The 19,662-nt window shown below is 71.0% G+C and carries 11 protein-coding genes and 2 pseudogenes; 9 read left to right on the top strand and 4 right to left on the bottom strand.

What is annotated here, in order from left to right; translation table 11 throughout:
- Positions 1 to 9: 9 nt before the first annotated feature.
- The 3 genes and pseudogenes from lepA (at position 10) to ACEXOX_RS17665 (ending at position 5,120) form a co-directional block, all read left to right on the top strand.
- Positions 10 to 1,878, top strand: a complete 1,869-nt coding sequence (gene lepA, locus ACEXOX_RS17675) for a translation elongation factor 4 (RefSeq protein ID WP_406521757.1) — start codon at positions 10 to 12, stop codon at positions 1,876 to 1,878.
- Between the two features lie 342 nt (positions 1,879 to 2,220).
- Positions 2,221 to 2,508 carry a hypothetical protein gene (locus ACEXOX_RS17670; protein WP_406521755.1) on the top strand — a complete coding sequence of 96 codons (288 nt, stop codon included), beginning with the start codon at positions 2,221 to 2,223 and terminating at the stop codon, positions 2,506 to 2,508.
- Between the two features lie 721 nt (positions 2,509 to 3,229).
- Positions 3,230 to 5,120, top strand: a pseudogene (locus ACEXOX_RS17665) (AMP-dependent synthetase/ligase).
- Between the two features lie 242 nt (positions 5,121 to 5,362).
- On the opposite strand, the gene ACEXOX_RS17660 reads toward ACEXOX_RS17665, so the two are convergent.
- Together ACEXOX_RS17660 and ACEXOX_RS17655 are read right to left on the bottom strand one after the other, a co-directional pair.
- Positions 5,363 to 5,959, bottom strand: a complete 597-nt coding sequence (locus ACEXOX_RS17660; protein ID WP_406521753.1) for a two-component system response regulator — start codon at positions 5,957 to 5,959, stop codon at positions 5,363 to 5,365.
- The gene (locus ACEXOX_RS17655; protein WP_406521752.1) at positions 5,956 to 10,080 is read right to left on the bottom strand and encodes a HAMP domain-containing protein; all 4,125 of its coding nucleotides are present in this window, start codon (positions 10,078 to 10,080) and stop codon (positions 5,956 to 5,958) included. The genes ACEXOX_RS17660 and ACEXOX_RS17655 overlap by 4 nt, the downstream gene beginning before the upstream one ends.
- A 257-nt stretch (positions 10,081 to 10,337) precedes the next feature.
- Between ACEXOX_RS17655 and ACEXOX_RS17650 the strand changes: the two genes are divergently transcribed.
- From ACEXOX_RS17650 to ACEXOX_RS17635, 4 genes and pseudogenes are all read left to right on the top strand, one after another.
- Complete coding sequence (locus ACEXOX_RS17650) at positions 10,338 to 12,689, top strand: SpoIIE family protein phosphatase (RefSeq protein WP_406521750.1); 2,352 nt, start codon at positions 10,338 to 10,340, stop codon at positions 12,687 to 12,689.
- 134 nt (positions 12,690 to 12,823) lie between these two features.
- Positions 12,824 to 14,056 (top strand): radical SAM family heme chaperone HemW, encoded by a 1,233-nt coding sequence (hemW, locus tag ACEXOX_RS17645; protein WP_406521748.1) that lies wholly within the window; start codon positions 12,824 to 12,826, stop codon positions 14,054 to 14,056.
- A 99-nt stretch (positions 14,057 to 14,155) separates the two neighbouring features.
- A complete protein-coding gene (locus ACEXOX_RS17640) occupies positions 14,156 to 14,746 on the top strand; it encodes a Uma2 family endonuclease (RefSeq protein ID WP_406526380.1) in 591 nt (196 codons plus the stop codon).
- Between the two features lie 106 nt (positions 14,747 to 14,852).
- Positions 14,853 to 15,441: pseudogene (locus ACEXOX_RS17635) on the top strand (Uma2 family endonuclease).
- On the opposite strand, the gene ACEXOX_RS17630 reads toward ACEXOX_RS17635, so the two are convergent.
- Together ACEXOX_RS17630 and ACEXOX_RS17625 are read right to left on the bottom strand one after the other, a co-directional pair.
- The gene (locus tag ACEXOX_RS17630) at positions 15,419 to 16,252 is read right to left on the bottom strand and encodes a DUF3097 domain-containing protein (RefSeq protein ID WP_406521746.1); all 834 of its coding nucleotides are present in this window, start codon (positions 16,250 to 16,252) and stop codon (positions 15,419 to 15,421) included. The pseudogene ACEXOX_RS17635 and the gene ACEXOX_RS17630 overlap by 23 nt on opposite strands.
- 28 nt (positions 16,253 to 16,280) lie before the next feature.
- Complete coding sequence (locus ACEXOX_RS17625) at positions 16,281 to 17,015, bottom strand: MBL fold metallo-hydrolase (RefSeq protein WP_406521744.1); 735 nt, start codon at positions 17,013 to 17,015, stop codon at positions 16,281 to 16,283.
- Positions 17,016 to 17,267: 252 nt separating this feature from the next.
- Here ACEXOX_RS17625 and hrcA point away from each other — a divergent pair, with 252 nt between their 5' ends.
- A complete protein-coding gene (gene hrcA / locus ACEXOX_RS17620) occupies positions 17,268 to 18,284 on the top strand; it encodes a heat-inducible transcriptional repressor HrcA (RefSeq protein ID WP_406521743.1) in 1,017 nt (338 codons plus the stop codon).
- Positions 18,285 to 19,421, top strand: coding sequence for a molecular chaperone DnaJ (gene dnaJ, locus ACEXOX_RS17615; protein WP_406521741.1), 1,137 nt, complete (start codon positions 18,285 to 18,287; stop codon positions 19,419 to 19,421). It begins immediately after the preceding gene.
- The last annotated feature ends 241 nt before the right edge of the window (positions 19,422 to 19,662 follow it).

Genomic DNA, 19,662 nt, shown 5'->3' with positions numbered 1-19,662 from the left:
GGACCCTGCGTGCCCGCGACCCCTACGAACGTGCCGGAGCCGAGCCGTACCGACCCGGCTCTCCTCCGTAACTTTTGCATCATCGCGCACATCGACCACGGCAAGTCCACGCTCGCCGACCGGATGCTCCAGCTGACCGGCGTCGTCGACCAGCGGCAGATGCGCGCGCAGTACCTCGACCGCATGGACATCGAGCGCGAGCGCGGCATCACGATCAAGTCCCAGGCCGTCCGGCTGCCCTGGGCCCCGACCGACGAGGACGCCGGCGCGACCCGCATCCTCAACATGATCGACACCCCGGGCCACGTCGACTTCACGTACGAGGTGTCGCGCTCCCTCGCCGCGTGCGAGGGCTGCATCCTCCTCGTGGACGCCGCCCAGGGCATCGAGGCCCAGACCCTCGCCAACCTGTACCTGGCGATGGAACACGACCTCGTGATCATCCCGGTGCTCAACAAGATCGACCTGCCGGCCGCGCAGCCCGAGAAGTTCGCCAAGGAGCTGGCGAACCTCGTCGGCTGCGAGCCCGAGGACGTGCTGAAGGTCTCCGCCAAGACCGGCGTCGGCGTCCCCGAGCTGCTCGACAAGGTCGTCCGCGAGGTCCCGGCCCCGGTCGGCGTCAAGGACGCGCCCGCCCGCGCGATGATCTTCGACTCGGTCTATGACGCGTACCGCGGTGTCGTGACGTACGTGAAGGTCGTCGACGGCACGCTCAGCAAGCGCGAGCGCATCAAGATGATGTCCACCGGCGCCGCCCACGAGCTGCTGGAGATCGGTACGAACTCGCCCGAGATGAAGGCCGCCGACGGCCTGTCCGTGGGCGAGGTCGGCTACCTGATCACCGGTGTGAAGGACGTCCGCCAGTCCAAGGTCGGCGACACCATCACCCAGCTCAGCAAGGGTGCCGACGTGCCGCTGGGCGGCTACAAGGACCCGAAGCCGATGGTCTTCTCCGGTCTGTACCCGCTCGACGGCTCCGACTACCCGGAGCTGCGCGACGCCCTGGACAAGCTCCAGCTCAACGACGCCGCGCTGGTCTACGAGCCGGAGACCTCCGCGGCCCTCGGCTTCGGCTTCCGCGTCGGCTTCCTGGGCCTGCTGCACCTGGAGGTCATCCGCGAGCGCCTGGAGCGCGAGTTCGGCCTCGACCTGATCGCCACCGCCCCCAACGTGGTCTACCGCGTGGACATGGAGGACGGGGCCGAGCACGAGGTCACCAACCCGAGCGAGTTCCCGACCGGCAAGATCGACGAGGTCCACGAGCCGGTCGTACGGGCCACCATCCTGGCGCCCAGCGAGTTCATCGGCGCGATCATGGAGCTGTGCCAGACCCGCCGCGGCAACCTGCTCGGCATGGACTACCTCTCCGAGGACCGGGTCGAGATCCGCTACACCCTGCCGCTCGCCGAGGTCGTCTTCGACTTCTTCGACCAGCTGAAGTCCAAGACCCGCGGTTACGCCTCGCTGGACTACGAGCCCACCGGCGAGCAGGCCGCCGACCTGGTCAAGGTCGACATCCTGCTGCACGGCGACAAGGTCGACGCGTTCTCCGCGATCTGCCACAAGGACAAGGCGTACGCGTACGGCGTGCGGCTGGTCGCCAAGCTGCGCGAGCTGATCCCGCGGCAGAGCTTCGAGGTGCCGATCCAGGCGGCCATCGGCAGCCGGGTCATCGCCCGTGAGACGGTCCGCGCCATCCGCAAGGACGTGCTCGCCAAGTGCTACGGCGGTGACATCTCCCGTAAGCGGAAGCTGCTGGAGAAGCAGAAGGAAGGCAAGAAGCGGATGAAGATGGTCGGCAGCGTGGAGGTCCCCCAGGAGGCCTTCATCGCCGTACTGTCCTCCGACTCCGACGGCGACTCCAAGAGCAAGAAGTAGCCGCGTAGGCGGGCGGTCCGGGCCGGTGGCCCGGCGTGCCCGCCGCCCCGCGGCTCCGCCGTCCAGCCCCCGGCCGTTTCCGGCCGGGGGCTGCGTGCTGTCACGGTCCCGGCCGGGGACTGTGTGCTGTCACGGTCCCGGTCAGGGGCTGTGCTGCCACGGAACGGACGTCCGGTGCGTACGGCATCCGGGCGGTCGGTGGGGAAAACGGCGGCCAGGCGGTTTCCGGGACGCGCCGGACGCCGTTGTCGTGGGTGGCAGCGGTGTGCCGGGCGGCCCAGGGGGCGTCCGGGCGGCATGAGTGCCGTGCCGCCGAGGAGGCCGCGCCGGGAAGGGATACGTATGAAGTACACCAGGGCCGCCGCGCTGCTGGCCGGGGCCGCGCTGTCGGTGGGCGTCGCCGCGCCCGCCTTCGCCGACCAGACGGGGGCGGACAAGTTCAAGAGCGGCGTCAGCGGGACGGTCGGCGGTGCGCAGAAAGCCGTCACCAACCTCGGCGACGGGCTGAAGAAGGTCAACGGCACGCTACGGGGCGACGAGAAGGTCGGCCACATGGTCGGCGACTCGGCCTCCTCGAACGCGCCCAGCGCCGACGGCATCGGCGTCCAGGCCGCTTCCCTCGGCCGCTGACCGGCGGCCCGGGGCCCGACGTCCGGGACCCGACGTCCGTGACCCGATGCCTGTCGCCCGACGCCCATGGCCCGACATCCGTGACCCGCGCCCGTGGCCCACGGTGTCGGCCGCCCGCGCACCCGTACCGCCTCGCGCTCCCGTACCGCCTCGCGCTCCCGAGCCGCCTCGCGCTCCCGAGCCGCCTCGCGCTCCCGAGCCGTCCGCGCACCCGAGCCGTCCGCGCACCCGTACCACCCCGCGCACCCGAGCCGCCCCGCGCACCCGGCGGCCGGCCCGGGCCGGTGCGCGGGCGACGGCGCACACGCACATCACACGAAGGACCCACATCACACGAACGACTGACGTCCCGCCCCACGAAGGGCGTACGCCACGCCCGCAAACCGAGTGCCGCACGAGTCCGGCGACCTTGCTCACACCGCAGGCCGCCTCCCGCCCGTACTGGTGGGCGCCCTGCCGACACCGGCCGACCGCGCCGCCCGAACCCTGGACGACCGACATCAGCGCTGGTCAGAGGCTCGTACATCCGCCCCGACGGCCCGCCGGAGACCCACCGGGCACCCGGTCGGAACGAAACGTGTATCAGGCACCCACCGCGTCGGCCCGCTCCTGAACCCGTCCCCCGCAGCCCCTTACGCCATGGCGCAACGCGCTCTAGTCTGATCACTGCTCGAAGGTTACTCGCGAGTCACCAGCAACGTAGCGGGCCCCGGAGGATGCCGTGACGGACACCCAGACGCTGATCGAGAACCGGCCACCTTCCGTGGCGACCCTCTTCCTGGAGCGTGTCGCGGCAACCCCCGACCACGAGGCGTACCGCTATCCGGTACCGCCCGCCGCGGGCCGGGGGCCCGACGACTGGAAGGTGCTGAGCTGGGCCGAGGCCGCCCAGCGGGTGTACGCGGTGGCCGCTGGGCTGATCTCGCTGGGCGTCCGGTCCGAGGAGCGGGTGGCGCTCGCCGCCAGTACCCGCGTCGAGTGGATCCTCACCGACCTCGGCGTGCTGTGTTCCGGCGCGGCCACCACCACCGTCTACCCCAGCACCAACGCGGACGAGACGGCGTACATCCTCGCCGACTCCGGCAGCCGTGTGCTGATCGCCGAGGACGCGGGGCAGCTCGCCAAGGCCCGCGAGAAGCGCGCCGACCTGCCGGAACTGGCCCATGTCGTGGTGATCCAGGAAGCCGACGCGCAGCCCGCCGAGGGCGACCCGGAGGACTGGGTGCTCTCCCTCGCCGAGCTGGAGCGGCGCGGCGCCGCCCACCTGGAGAAGAACCCGGACTGCGTACGGGAGCAGATCGCGGCCCTGCGTGCCGACCAGCTCGCGACGCTGATCTACACCTCGGGCACCACCGGCCGCCCCAAGGGCGTACGGCTGCCGCACGACTGCTGGTCGTACATGGCGCGGGCGATCCAGGCCACCGGACTGGTCACCGAGGACGACGTGCAGTACCTCTGGCTGCCGCTGGCGCACGTCTTCGGGAAGGTGCTGACGGCGGGGCAGATCTCCGTCGGGCATGTGATCGCGGTGGACGGCCGGGTCGACAAGATCATCGAGAACCTGCCGGTGGTGCAGCCCACCTACATGGCGGCCGTGCCGCGGATCTTCGAGAAGGTCTACAACGGCGTGGTGTCCAAGGCCCGGGAGGGCGGCGCCGCCAAGTACAAGATCTTCCAGTGGGCGGCAGGGGTGGCACGGGAGTACGCCAAGGCGTCCCAGGAGAACTTCCGCCGCACCGGCAACGCCTCCGTCCCGTTCGCCCTCGGCGCCAAGCACAAGATCGCCGACGCGCTCGTCTACGCCAAGCTGCGCGAAGCCTTCGGCGGCCGGCTGCGCGCCGCGGTCTCCGGCTCCGCGGCCCTCGCCCCCGAGATCGGCTACTTCTTCGCCGGCGCCGGTATCCACATCCTGGAGGGGTACGGCCTCACCGAGTCCAGCGCGGCCAGCTTCGTGAACCCCGGCGAGGCGTACCGCACCGGCACGGTCGGCAAGCCGCTGCCCGGCACGGAGGTGCGGATCGCCGAGGACGGCGAGGTGCTCGCTGCGCGGGCCCGGCATCATGGAGGGCTACCACGGGCTGCCGGAGAAGACGGCCGAGGTGCTGGAGTCGGACGGCTGGTTCCACACCGGCGACATCGGCGAGCTGTCCCCGGACGGCTATCTGCGGATCACCGACCGCAAGAAGGACCTGATCAAGACCTCCGGCGGCAAGTACATCGCGCCGGCCGAGGTCGAGGGGCAGTTCAAGGCGGTCTGCCCGTTCGTCTCCAACGTGCTGGTGCACGGCGCCAACCGGAACTTCTGCACCGCGCTGATCGCCCTCGACGAGCCGACGATCATGGGCTGGGCCGCCGAGCACGGTCTCAAGGGAAGGCCGTACGCCGAGGTCGTGGGCGCGGCGCGGACCCGCGAGCTGATCGAGGGGTACGTGGAGCGGGTCAACGAGGGGCTCCAGCGCTGGCAGCGGATCCGCAAGTTCCGGCTGCTGCCGCGAGACCTGGACATCGAGCACGGCGAAGTGACGCCCAGCCTGAAGATCAAGCGGCCGGTGGTGGAACGGGCCTTCAAGGACCTGCTGGAGGAGATGTACGAGGGCGCCCGCGAGTCGTGACGGCCCGCGACGCGCCTCGCGAGTCGTGACGGCCCGTGCCCGAGGGGCCGGCCGCCCCGCGAGACGTAGCGGCTTGCACTTCTGACGGCGGCGGCCGCGCCGACTCCGAGCGGTACGGGCACCGGTGCCCGCCGGTGCCCGTACCGCCCGGAGCCCGTACGAGCCCCCTGCCGAAACCCGATTCCCCTACCGGAACCCGATCCCCCCGCCGAAACCCGAGCCCCCGCCGGAACCCGGCTCCGCTACCGCCCCCGCCGCAACGCCCGTACCGATTCGCCCATGCGGGCCACGCTCTCGCCCAGGTCGCGCTCACCGGGCACGGAGCTGCCGGAAAGGCGGCGCTCGATCTCGGAGATACGGTCCGCCAACTCGCCCATCCGGGCATGGTCCTGCTTTATGAGTCGTCGCAACTGCCGGTTCTTGCGGTGCAGGTCGAGAAAGACGTTCACCTTCGCGCGGAGCACCCAGGGATCGAAAGGCTTGGTGAGGTAGTCGGCGGCGCCGGTCGAATACCCGCGGAAGGCGAATCCGGAGTCGCTGTCCGTCCCGGTCAGAAAAATGATCGGGATGTCCTTCGTCTGGTCGAGACGTTTGATGTTGGAAGCGGTCTCGAAGCCATCCATGCCGGGCATGAGAATGTCCAGCAGGACGACCGCGAACTCCTGCCGGAGCAGTGCCTTCATCGCTTCCTCGCCGGACCGGGCCCGGACCAGCGGCTCGCCGAGCGAGCCCAGGACCGCTTCGAGCGCGGCGAGATTGTCTTCCATGTCGTCGACGAGAAGGATGCCCGCCCGGTCGTCGGTTCCGGCGTCGGCGCCGGTGTCGGGTGCATGGGTCATGATGGGCCTTCGGTGCCTTGGGACCTCGGAGAGGTCGCGTCGGGGTCGTGCTTGCCTGATTCACCGCCCGGGGCCGGGTTGCCGGAGCCGTGCCGGGACAGGAGATCGACGGTCACCGCCAGCAGGCGGTCCACGTCGACGGGTTTCGGGACGTATTCGTTGGCTCCGCTCTCCAGTGATTTCTCACGGTCGCCGGGCATCGCTTTCGCGGTGAGAACGATGACGGGCAGATCCGCGAAGCGTGGCGTACGCCGGATCGCGCGAATGGTTTCGTAACCGTCCATCTCCGGCATCATGATGTCCATCAGCACCAGGTTGACACCGGGATTCTTCTCCAGCATCTCGATGCCCTCCCGGCCGTGTTCGGCGTAGAGGACCCGCATGCCGACCCGGCTCAGCACATTCGTGAGCGCGAAGACATTGCGGATGTCGTCGTCGACGACCAGGACCTGGCAGCCGGACAGCAGGCTGCCCGAGGGCCCGCTCACCCAGTCCTCCAGCCGGGTGGTGGTCGGCCACGGTGCCTCGTCGCGCGGGGCGGGCGGCCCCGAGCGCGGGTGGTGCCGCGGCGTCTTCGCCAGGTGCAGCGCACCGTCCGCGCGCTGCTCGGCGCTGTCCAGCGGCTCGGGGGCGTACCCGGGACAGTCGATGGGGACGTGCAGTGTGAAGACGCTGCCGATGCCGGGGCGGCTGCTCGCGGTGATCCGGCCGCCGAGCAGCCCCGCGATCTCCCGGCTGATGGACAGGCCCAGGCCCGTACCGCCGTACTTGCGGTTGGTGGTGCCGTCCGCCTGCTGGAACGCCTCGAAGATGACCGGCAGCTTCTCCGGCGCGATGCCGATGCCGGTGTCCGTGACGGTGAAGGCGATCGTGCCGTCCCCGGAGCGGTCCACCCGCAGGTCGATCTTGCCGGCGGCGGTGAACTTCACCGCGTTGGACAGCAGGTTGCGCAGCACCTGCTGGAGGCGCTGTTCGTCGGAGAACAGCTCCTTGGGCACGCTCTCGCTCACCGACACCTCGAAGGCCAGCCCCCGGTCGAGGGTCATCGGCCGGAACGTGTCGTGGACGTAGTTGAGCAGTTTGATCAGCGGCAGCCGCTTGGGCCGTACGTCCATCCGGCCCGCCTCGATCTTGGACAGGTCGAGGATGTCGTTGATGAGCTGGAGCAGGTCGGACCCGGACCGGTGGATCGTGATCGCGAACTGCACCTCCTGCTCGTTCAGGTGCCCGTCCGGGTTGTCGGCGAGCAGCCGGGCGAGGATGAGCAGCGAGTTCAGCGGGTTGCGCAGCTCGTGCGACATGTTCGCCAGGAACTCGGACTTGTACTGGGAGGAGCTGGCCAGCAGCGCCGCCTTCTCCTCCAGTTCCTCGTTCGACCGCTGGAGCTCCGCCTGCCGCCGCTGGAGCTCGTCGGTCCGCTCCTGGAGCTGGCGGGCCAGCCGCTGCGACTCGCCGAGCAGGGACTCCGTACGGGAGTTGGCGACGATGGTGTTGATGGCCACGCCGATGGTGTTCACGAACTGGTCGAAGAAGGCCAGGTGCACGTCGGAGAAGCGGGAGAAGGACGCCAGCTCGATGACGCCGAGCGTCTGGTCCTCGAACAGCACCGGGATGATGACGACGGTCGCCGGGTTGGCCTCGCCCAGCCCCGAATTGATCTTGATGTAGTCCGGCGGGGCGTCCTCCACCAGGATGCGCTTCTTCTCCAGGGCGGCCTGGCGCACCAGGCCGTGGTCCATGGAGCCCGGCGTGTCGATCGTGGTGTCCAGGGACGACCCGTACCCGGCGATGAAGGCCATCTGGAGGTCGTCGCGGTCGGTGTCGGCCAGGAAGAAGGCGCCGTACTGGGCGTTCACCAGCGGCGTCAGCTCCCGCAGGATCAGGTCGGCGACCTCCATCAGGTCCCGGTGGCCCTGCATCAGCCCCGCCAGCCGCGCGAGGTTCGACTCCAGCCAGTCCTTGGCGCGGGTGGTCTCCCGGAGGTTGGAGACCATCAGATTGATGTTGTCGCGCAGCTCGGCGACCTCGCCCTGGGTCTCCACGGTCACGTTACGGGTCATGTCGCCGGCCGCCACCGCCGAGGCCACCTCGGCGATGGCCCGTACCTGGGTGGTGAGGTTCGACGCCAGCTCGTTGACGTTGGTCGTCAGCCGCTTCCACGTGCCGTACACGCCCTCCACCCGGGCCTGGCCGCCCAGCTGCCCCTCGCTGCCCACCTCGCGGGCGACCCGGGTGACTTCGGACGCGAACGACGACAGGGTGTCGACCATCGTGTTGAGCGTGGTCTTCAGCTCCAGGATCTCGCCGCGCGCGTCCACGTCGATCTTCTTGGACAGGTCGCCCTGGGCGACCGCGGTTGCCACCAGCGCGATGTTGCGCACCTGCGTCGTCAGGTTGGACGCCATGAAGTTGACGTTGTCCGTCAGGTCCTTCCACACCCCGGACGCGCCCCGGACCTGCGCCCGGCCGCCCAGACTGCCCTCCGTGCCGACCTCGCGCGCCACCCGCGTGACCTCGTCGGCGAACGCCCGCAACTGCTCCACCATCGAGTTGACGGTGTCCTTCAGCTCCAGGATCTCGCCGCGCGCGTCGACCGTGATCTTCTTCGACAGGTCGCCGTCGGCCACCGCCGTGGTCACCTGCGCGATGTTGCGCACCTGGGAGGTGAGGTTGGACGCCATGAAGTTGACGTTGTCGGTGAGATCCTTCCACACCCCGGAGGCGCCGCGTACCTGCGCCTGACCGCCGAGGTTGCCTTCGGTGCCGACCTCGCGGGCGACGCGGGTGACCTCGTCGGCGAAGGCGGAGAGCTGGTCGACCATCGTGTTGATCGTCGACTTCACCTCCAGGATCTCGCCCTTCGCCTCGACCGTGATCTTCCGGCCCAGATCGCCCTCCGCGACCGCCGTCGCCACCAGGGCGATGTTGCGCACCTGGGAGGTGAGGTTGTCGGCCATGAAGTTGACGTTGTCGGTGAGGTCCTTCCAGACGCCCGACACGCCGCGTACGTGCGCCCGGCCGCCGAGCCGCCCTTCGGTGCCGACCTCGCGGGCGACGCGGGTGACCTCGTCGGCGAAGGCGGAGAGCTGGTCGACCATCGTGTTGACGGTCAGCTTCAGCTGGAGGATCTCGCCGCGCGCGTCCACGGTGATCTTCTGACTGAGATCGCCGTTGGCCACCGCCGTGGTCACCTGGGCGATATTGCGCACCTGGCTGGTCAGGTTGGACGCCATGAAGTTGACGTTGTCGGTGAGGTCCTTCCAGACGCCCGACACGCCCCGCACCTGGGCGCGGCCGCCCAGCTGCCCTTCGGTGCCGACCTCGCGGGCGACGCGGGTGACCTCGTCGGCGAAGGCGGAGAGCTGGTCGACCATCGTGTTGACGGTCAGCTTCAGCTCCAGCAGCTCGCCCGCCGCCTCCACCGTCACCTGCCGGGTCAGGTCACCGCGCGCCACCGCCGTCGTCACCAGCGCGATGTCCCGCACCTGGGCGGTCAGCCTGGCCGCCATGGTGTTGACCGCCTCGGTCACGTCCCGCCAGCTCCCGGACAGCCCGGCCACCTTGGCGCGCCCGCCGAGCCGGCCTTCCGTACCGGACTCGCGGGCCACCCGGGTGACCTCGCCGGTGAACAGCGACAGCTGGTCGACCATCCGGTTCACCGCCCGGCCCAGGCGCCGGCGGTCGCCGCGCAGCGGACGGTTGCCGTCGTGCAGGTCCACCCGCTGGGTCAGGTCGCCGCCCGCCACCGCGTCCAGCACCTGGGTGGCCTGGGTGGTCGGGATGACCAGCGCGTCGATGATGGCGTTGGCGGCCTGTACGGAGGTGGCCCAGGTGCCGGGACCCGGGCTGGCGGACATCCGTTCGTCCAGCCGGCCCTGGCGCACGACCTCCGACCGCAGGCGTAACAGCTCGTCGGCCAGGTGCTGGTTGCGGGAAGCTGTCTGGTTGAAGACCGCGGACAGCTCGGCCAGCAGGCCTTCCTGGGCCACCGGCAGCCGGGTGCGGAAGTCTCCGGCCGCCATCGACGTCAAAGCGGTCAGCAGCGGTCTGAGATCGGCGGCGCGCACGACGTCACCGCCCGGATCGAGGGACACTCGGGGCACTGCCGAATCGACCGCCATGTCTCCCCACTTCAGTAACTCGGTGCTTATGGGTGCGCTCAGTCTGTCACTCTGTGAGTGGCGTATTCGGCGCTATTGCGGAACTGCTCGGGAGTTGCTCAATGAGGACGACAACTTCGTCGGACAGGGACGCCCCGGCCCGGGGCGCCGCGGTGGCCCGGGCGGCGTTCCGCCCCGGTCGCGGCGGTCCCGGCGGGGCGGCTTCCGGCGGGCCTCACGAGGAGTTCACCGACGCTCGTTCCGAGGGAGGCAGGCCGGTGGATTCCCGCACGGAGGCGGACACGGACCCAGCCGGGGAGACGGCCGGCGCGACGGATGCGGCCATGGGGGCGGGGGTGGCGGATGCGACGGATCCGGCCACCGGGGAGGGGGTGACGGATGCGACGGATCCGGCCACCGGGGCGGGGGAGGGTGAGGTGAGATCCGCCGAAGCCGCACCCGTCGAAGCCGTGCCCGCGGAGCCCGCTCCCGCCGAACCCGCTCCCGTAGAGGCTTCCGCTGCCCCGTCCTCCAGACCGGCTTCCGGCCCCGGCGCCGGGCCCGCCACCGACGGGCGGGACAGCGTCCGCCGGTCGAGCCTGCCCGGCAATCCGCGTGCGGCCGCGGCGGCGCGGCAGTTCGTACGGGCTGTCCTGGCCGACTGGGTGTCCCGGTCGCTGCCCGGCGCGGACGCCCTCGGTGACCGCCTCGCCGACGAGGCGGTCCTGCTGGTCAGCGAGCTGGTCACGAACGTCGTGGTGCACGCGGGCACCACCGTGGAACTGCTGTGCCGTCTCGAAACGGACCTGGACGCGGGCACGGAGGCGGGTACGGCAGCGGATACGGGCGTCGGCACGACAGCGGGCGCCGGCGCGGCTACGGATGCCGATGACGCAGCCCCGAACCCGGACGCCACCTCGAACTCGGACACGCCCCCGAACCCGAACACGCCCCCAGCCCCGGACGCACCCCCGAACAGCCCACGCACCGCGATCGTCATCGAAGTCTCCGACCACCACCCCGCCCGCGCCGTACGGGCGCGCCAGTCGGCCTCCGTGAACGAGAGCCGGGGCCACGGCCTGCAACTGGTCGGCGCCGTCGCCGAGTCCTGGGGCATCACGTACCGGCGCGACCTGAAGACCGTGTGGTTCCGGCTCCCGGCCGGCCCGCGGCACCGTGCCTACGGGCCACCGGCCCGGTTCTCCCACCACGACCTGGAGCTGCAGCGCGGGCTGCGCGCCGCCGAACTGCTCGCCCCCGCGTCCGCCCGCCGCTCCCCGGCGCGCCGGACCGACGCGGACTGGATCAACCACGGCGCCCTGTCCTTCCTCGCGGAGGCGTCCGACCTGCTGTCCGGTCAGCTCGACGAGGAGCAGGTGGCGCTGCTCGCCGCCCAGTTGGTCGTACCGCGCCTCGCCGACTGGTGCGCGGTCTGGCTGCACGGCGGCGGCCGGGAGGGCGCTGGCGAGGCCCCGCGGCTCGCCCGCGTCTGGCATTCCAGCGAGGGCCGCATCGACGCCCTGCGGATGGCTCTGGAGAAGGACCCGCCGACGGCGCCGGCCCCCGGCCCGCAGCGGGACGGCGCCGGGGCCGCCGTGCCGTGGCCCTGGCCGCAGGAGCCGAGCGGGTACGGGCCCGGAGGCGCCGCACTGGCCTGCCGCCTGGTGGCCGGCGGCCGCGACCAGGGCACGCTGCTGATCGGGCGGGCCGGTCTGATGCGCTTCCCCGACGAGGTCGTGGGTCTCATAGAGGATCTGACCCGCCGGGTCGCCCGCGCCCTGGCCACGGCCCGCGCGTACCGCAATCAGGAGCGGATCAGCCAGGTGCTCCAGCGCCGCCTGCTGCCCAGGGGCCGGCCCGCCGTTCCCGGCCTGGAGTCCTCCGTGGTGTACGAGCCGCGGGAGGGCGCCTGGGCCGGCGGCGACTTCTGGGACCTGTTCCACGCCGGGAACGGACGCTGGTGCTTCGCCCTCGGCGACGTGTGCGGCAACGGCCCGGAAGCCGCGGCGGTCACCGGCCTCGCCCGCCCCGTCCTGCGGCTGCTGGCCCGCGACGGATTCGGCGTGGGTGAGGTGCTGGACCGGCTCAACAAGACCATGGCGCGCGAGGCCGCCGACTCGGTGGCCGCCGTGACGGCGGCGGTAGCGGCGGCGGGCAGCGGCCTGGACCCGTCCCTCGAACTGCGCGCCGAGGGCGAGCAGACCCGTTTCCTCTCCCTCCTGTACGGCGAGATCGTGCCGCACGCCGACGGCACGGCGGGCGCCCGGTGCACCCTGGCCAGCGCCGGGCACCCGCTGCCGCTGGTCCTCGGCACGGACGGCGCGGTACGGATCGCCGCCGCGCCGCAGATGCTGGTCGGAGTGGTGGAGGACACGTCGTACGAGTCCGAGTCCTTCGAGCTGGCCCCCGGCGAGACGCTGCTGTGCGTCACGGACGGGGTGACGGAGCGGCGCTCGGGCCACCGCCAGTTCGACGACGATGACGGCCTGGCCCACCACCTCGCCGCCTGCACCGGCCTGGGGGCCACCGCGGTCGCCGAGCACATCCGGCGGGCGGTGCACGCGTTCGCGGACACGCCGCCGGACGACGATCTGGCGCTGCTGGTGCTCCAGGCGACCGGAGAGCGATAGCGGACGGGGCGGGCGGAGACGGCCGGGCGGCGACGGCCGGGCGGCGCCTGCACGATCCGCCCACCACGCGCCTCCGTACCGTCCGCCCGCAGGCGCTCCCCGCGCTCCCCGCCCGATGCCGGACAATGGACCACATGCCTTCCGCACTCCCCGACGGTGAGCCCATGCCCGAAGACGGGTCGCTGCCCGGTCACGCCCTGACGGGGGCGGCCGCCCGGCCGCTCGGGTTCTACCTGCACGTGCCCTACTGCGCGACGCGCTGCGGCTACTGCGACTTCAACACGTACACGGCCACCGAGCTGCGCGGCTCGGGCGGCGCGCTCGCCTCGCGGGAGAACTACGCGGACACCGTCGCCGAGGAGATCCGGCTCGCCCGCAAGGTGCTCGGCGACGACCCCCGGCCGGTCGAGACGGTCTTCGTCGGCGGCGGCACACCGACCCTGCTCCCGGCCGCCGGCCTGGGGCGGATGCTCGCCGCGATCCGTGACGAGTTCGGGCTGGCGGACGGCGCCGAGGTCACCACCGAGGCCAACCCGGAGTCCGTCGACCCGCGCTACCTGGCCGAACTGCGGGAGGCCGGCTTCAACCGGATCTCCTTCGGCATGCAGAGCGCCCGGCAGCACGTCCTGAAGATCCTGGACCGTACGCACACCCCGGGCCGCCCCGAAGCCTGCGTCGCCGAGGCGCGCGCGGCGGGCTTCGAACACGTCAACCTGGACCTGATCTACGGGACGCCCGGCGAGTCCGACGACGACTGGCGGGCCACGCTGGACGCGGCGCTCGGCGCGGCGCCCGACCACGTCTCCGCGTACGCGCTGATCGTCGAGGAGGGCACCCAGCTGGCCCGCCGGATCCGGCGCGGCGAGGTCCCGATGACCGACGACGACGTGCACGCGGACCGCTACCTGATCACCGAGGAGGCGATGTCAGCGGCCGGCTTCCAGTGGTACGAGGTCTCCAACTGGGCCACGACGGAGGCGGGCCGCTGCCGCCACAACGAGCTGTACTGGACGGGTGCGGACTGGTGGGGCGCGGGTCCCGGCGCGCACAGCCACGTGGGCGGCGTCCGCTGGTGGAACGTGAAGCACCCCGGCGCGTACGCACAGGCCCTCGCCGAGGGCCGGTCCCCGGGCGCGGGCCGCGAACTCCTCTCCGACGAGGACCGTCGCGTCGAACGCATCCTCCTCGAACTCCGCCTCGCGGCCGGCTGCCCCCTCGACCTCCTCGCCCCGGCCGGCGCCAAGGCCGCCGCCCGAGCCCTGTCCGACGGCCTCCTGCAACCCGCCCCGTACGAACAGGGCCGCGCCGTCCTGACCCTGCGCGGACGCCTGCTGGCGGACGCGGTGGTGCGGGACCTGGTGGACTGATCACTCGGCCGGGTGAATGCCCGCCGTAGCCCAGTCCGACTGCCTACGCTGTCCATAAGCTGCCGCCAACGTACGCGGCGGATGTGGAGGACCACGGAGCTGACCGCTGTGGATGACCGGCTGATCACCGATGCCACCGAAATCTTCCGTCGACTGGAAGTTCCGGAGGGGTACAAAGCGGAGCTTCTCAGAGGGAACATCGTGATGACGGCGGAGCCCGACTGGGTCCACAACGACATCGTCGTGTCCGTGGCGGAACAAATTCCGTACCGGCGTTGGCAGCGTAAGCAGACACAAGACGTCTCGTTCCCGCTGGAGACCAGTGAGCCACAGCCCGACCTGGTGGTACTGCCGCGGGACGCCTTCGCGGGGCCGGGCCGCCTGATCCCGGCAGAGGTGGTGACCTTCCTCTTGGAGGTCGTTTCCCGGTCCAGCGTCGACCACGATTACCGCGTCAAGCGGTCCGTCTACGCGGCGGGCAAGGTGCCCGCTTACCTGATCATCGATCCGACGGTGGCCGAGTGCCGCCTGCTCACCGAACCGTACGGCGAGGGCGAGAACGCCGACTACCGGGTCGAGCGGATCAGCAAGTTCGGCGAGGCCGTGCCCCTGGAGCTGCTGGATGTCACGCTGGACACCAGCGAGTTCCCGACCCTCCCCGGTATCGGGCGGTATCACCGGCCGCGCTGATCACTCGACGGGGTGAATCAGGTGCTTCCCGCGCGGATCGCCCTACGCTGCTTCCTGACCTGCTGTCGTACTCATGGGCGACGGCGTGAAGCGGAGGACCACGGAGATGACGGCTGTGGACGACCGACCGATCACTCACCCCCTCGTCACGTTCTTCGACGAACTTGAGGTTCCCGAAGAATTCAAGGCGGAGCTCCTGCGGGGGAAATCGTGATGATGGCCGGCCCTGATCTGGTGCACAACCGGATCGTGTTGAGGGTGTTGCGACAGATCCCGGACCAGAAATGGGACTGTCTCCAGACGCAGGACATCGACCTCCTGCGCGAAACCAGTGAGCCGCAGCCGGACCTCGTCGTGCTGGATCGCGATGCCGGACCTGAATCGGGACGGCTGCTGCCCCCGAACTGGTCACGCTGCTCGTCGAAGTCGTCTCGAAGAACAGCGTCGACCGCGACTACCGCCTCAAGCGCAACATCTACGCCGCAGGCGACATCCCCGCCTACCTGATCATCGACCCCATCATGGCTCAGTGCGTCCTCCTCACCGAGCCTGGCGGCAGCGGCGAGGACGCCGACTACTCGGTGCAGCGCATCACCAAGTTCGGTGATGCGCTGCCACTGGACATCCTCGGCATCGAGATGGACACCAGCGAGTTCCAGACCCTCCCCGACGCTAAGCCGCACTCCCGGCCGTGACGAAGTCGATCAGTTCCTCCACTCGCCCCAGCAGCGCCGGTTCGATGTCCTTGTAGGAGTGGACCGAGGCGAGGATCCGCTGCCAGGCCGCGCCCGTGTTCTCCGGCCAGCCCAAAGCCCGGCACACGCCCGTCTTCCAGTCCTGGCCGCGGGGGACGGACGGCCAGGCGGGGATGCCCACCGCGGACGGTTTCACCGCTTCCCAGACGTCGATGTACGGGTGGCCGACGACCAGGACGTTCTCGTCCGTGACGGAGGCCGCGATGCGGGACTCCTTCGAGCCGGGGACGAGGTGGTCGACGAGGACGCCGAGGCGGGCGTCCGGGCCGGGGGAGAAGGAGCGGACGATGGCCGGGAGGTCGTCGACGCCTTCGAGGTATTCGACGACGACGCCCTCGATGCGCAGGTCGTCGCCCCAGACGCGTTCCACCAGCTCGGCGTCGTGGCGCCCTTCCACGTAGATGCGCCCGGCGCGGGCGACCCGTGCGCGGGCGCCGGGGACGGCCAGCGAGCCGGACGCCGTACGGGCCGGTCCGCGCGCCGCGGGGCGCGAAGAGGGCCGTACTAGGGTGACGGGCTTGCCGTCCAGGAGGAAGCCGCGCGGGGGCATCGGGAAGACCCGGTGTTTGCCGAAGCGGTCCTCCAGGGTGACGGTCGGGCCCTCGGCGGTCTTCTCGCAGCGGACGACCGCGCCGCAGAACCCCGTGACGGCTTCCTCGACGACGAGGTCCGGCTCGGCCTCGACCTCGGGGGCCGGCTGCTGCTTCTTCCACGGCGGGGTGAGGTCCGGGCCGTACTCTCTGCTGCGCATTGGACAGACGATAAGAAGGGATGGCCGGTCAGTGCCGCGACACGCCGAAGCGGCGGCTCAGCGCGTCGCGTTGGTCACGGACGAATCGGGCATCCACGACAGCTCCGTGCCCGGGCACGTACACCGCGTCCTCGCCGCCGAGGGCCAGCAGCCGGTCCAGGGCGGCCGGCCACTGGCCGGGGACCGCGTCCGGCCCGGCCTGGGGCGCGCCGGACTCCTCGACCAGGTCGCCGCAGAAGACGACCGGGGGCGAGCCGTGCGTGCCGGGGGCCAGGACGACCAGGTCGTACGCGGTGTGGCCGGGGCCGACGTTGGCGAGCACGACCTGCCGGTCGCCGAGGTCGACGGTGCGTTCGCCGGAGACCAGGTGGTGCGGGCGGACGAGGAGGTCGGCGGCCTCCGCGGCGGCGTCCGGGTCCACGCCGTGCGACACCGCGTCGCGCCGCAGGTCGTCCCGGGCGCGCGGCAGGAACTCGTCGAGCCCGGCCGCGCCGAAGACCTGGACGCCCGCGAAGGCCGCGGCGCCCAGCACATGATCGAAGTGGGGATGGGTCAGCGCGACATGTGTCACGTTCCGTCCCGCGATGTCGCGCAGTTGCCGACGCAGCTCGGCGCCGTCGCGGAGGGTGGCGCCGGTGTCGACGATCAGCACGCCGGACGAGCCGACGACGGCACCGGCCGTCTCGTCCCAGCCCGGCATCCGGCGCCGCCCGACGCCCGCGCCGAGCCGTTCCCACCCCGCCTCTTCCCAAGTCGTACGCATACCGCGACGCTAGCCGTATCGCGATAGCGTTGCCCGCCGGACCGGGGGATTCAGAGTGCCCGCCGGTGCCCGGGGTACGCGTTTCGCGGGACCCCGGAGCGCGACTCCGGTACCGCCGCCCTTGCCCTGCCCGTGCGACCCGGCCGTACACTTGGTCAGGGTCTGGCACTCGGCCCTGATGAGTGCCAGGGAAGACGACCCGGAAGAACCCGGCCGCGCGCCGGTGACACGGCCGGACTGGAGGTGTGCGCGATGCTCAGTGAACGCAGGCTCGAAGTGCTGCGCGCCATCGTCCAGGACTATGTCGGGACCGAGGAGCCGGTCGGCTCCAAGGCGCTGACCCAGCGGCACCAGCTCGGTGTCTCACCCGCCACGGTCCGCAACGACATGGCCGCGCTGGAGGACGAGGGCTTCATCGCCCAGCCGCACACCAGCGCCGGGCGCATCCCGACGGACAAGGGTTACCGCCTCTTCGTCGACAAGCTGGCCGGCGTCAAGCCGCTTTCCAGCCCCGAGCGACGCGCCATCCAGAACTTCCTGGACGGCGCCGTCGACCTCGACGACGTGGTGGGCCGTACGGTACGGCTGCTGGCGCAGCTGACGCGGCAGGTCGCCGTCGTGCAGTACCCGTCGCTGACCCGGTCCACGGTGCGGCACGTGGAGCTGCTGTCGCTGGCACCGGCCCGGCTGATGCTGGTCCTGATCACGGACACCGGCCGGGTCGAGCAGCGCATGGTGGACTGTCCGGCGCCGTTCGGCGAGACCTCCTTGGCGGACCTGCGGGCGCGGCTGAACAGCCGCGTGGTGGGGCGGCGGTTCACGGACGTGCCGCAGCTCGTGCAGGATCTCCCGGACTCCTTCGAGCAGGAGGACCGGGGCACGGTCTCGACAGTCCTGTCGGTGTTGCTGGAGACTCTGGTGGAGGAGACCGAGGAGCGGCTGATGATCGGCGGTACCGCCAATCTCACGCGCTTCGGGCACGATTTCCCACTGACCATCCGGCCGGTGCTGGAGGCCCTGGAGGAGCAGGTGGTGCTCCTCAAACTGCTGGGGGAGGCCAAGGACTCCGGCATGACCGTACGCATCGGGCATGAGAATGCCCATGAGGGCCTGACGTCCACATCGGTCGTCGCGGTCGGCTACGGTTCGGGCGACGAGGCAGTCGCCAAACTCGGCGTGGTCGGACCGACCCGCATGGACTACCCCGGAACGATGGGAGCGGTACGCGCAGTGGCACGTTACGTCGGACAGATCCTCGCGGAGTCGTAAGTGGCCACGGACTATTACGCGGTCCTGGGCGTACGACGCGATGCCTCGCAGGACGAGATCAAGAAGGCTTTCCGGCGGCTGGCCCGCGAGCTGCACCCGGATGTGAACCCCGATCCGAAGACCCAGGAGCGGTTCAAGGAGATCAACGCCGCTTACGAGGTGCTGTCGGACCCGCAGAAGAAGCAGGTCTACGACCTCGGCGGCGACCCCCTCTCGCAGGCGGGTGGCGGCGGCGGGGCCGGCGGCTTCGGCGCGGGCTTCGGCAACTTCTCCGACATCATGGACGCGTTCTTCGGCACGGCGTCGCAGCGCGGACCGCGGTCCCGTACGCGGCGCGGCCAGGACGCCATGATCCGGCTGGATGTCGAACTGGACGAGGCGGCCTTCGGGACCACCAAGGACATCCAGGTGGACACCGCCGTCGTCTGTACGACCTGTTCGGGCGAGGGCGCGGCGCCGGGCACCTCGGCGCAGACCTGTGACATGTGCCGCGGCCGCGGTGAGGTCTCGCAGGTCACCCGGTCCTTCCTGGGTCAGGTCATGACCTCGCGGCCGTGCCCGCAGTGCCAGGGCTTCGGTACGGTCGTGCCGACCCCGTGCCCGGAGTGCGCCGGTGACGGCCGCATCCGCTCGCGCCGCACGCTGACGGTCAAGATCCCGGCCGGTGTGGACAACGGCACCCGCATCCAGCTCGCGGGCGAGGGCGAGGTCGGCCCCGGCGGCGGCCCGGCCGGCGACCTGTACGTGGAGATCCACGAACTGGCGCACCCGACGTTCCAGCGGCGCGGCGACGACCTGCACTGCACGGTCACCATCCCGATGACGGCGGCGGCGCTGGGCACCAAGTGCCCGCTGGAGACGCTGGACGGCATCGAGGAGATCGACATCCGGCCCGGCACCCAGTCCGGCCAGTCGATCCCGCTGCACGGCCGCGGCGTCACGCATCTGCGCGGCAACGGGCGCGGCGACCTCATCGTGCACGTCGAGGTCATCACGCCGTCCAAGCTGGACGCGGAGCAGGAGGAACTGCTGCGGCGCCTCGCGAAGCTCCGCGGCGAGGAACGCCCGACGGGACAGTTCCAGCCGGGGCAGCAGGGGTTGTTCTCGCGGTTGAAGGACGCTTTTAACGGGCGGTAGGCGTGTCGTTGTGCCCGGGGGTCCGGGGGTTGTCCTCCGGGCAGGCGCTGTCGGCCGGGGCAGCAGGGGTTGTTCTCGCGGTTGAAGGACGCCTTCAACGGGCGGTGACCCCCGTACGGCATACGGCGGCGGTCGGGCAGGAGCCCGGCCGCCGTTCGCCGTCCGGTGCCCCTGATGCCCCGGGCCCCTGCCCGAACTGCCCTGATCGCCGGACGTGTTTGATCTTGGTGGGTCCGGGCCC

The sequence above is a fragment of the Streptomyces sp. Ac-502 genome (assembly GCF_045222935.1).
Taxonomy (GTDB): domain Bacteria; phylum Actinomycetota; class Actinomycetes; order Streptomycetales; family Streptomycetaceae; genus Streptomyces; species Streptomyces monomycini.
This window is presented reverse-complemented; position numbering and strand designations above follow the sequence as displayed.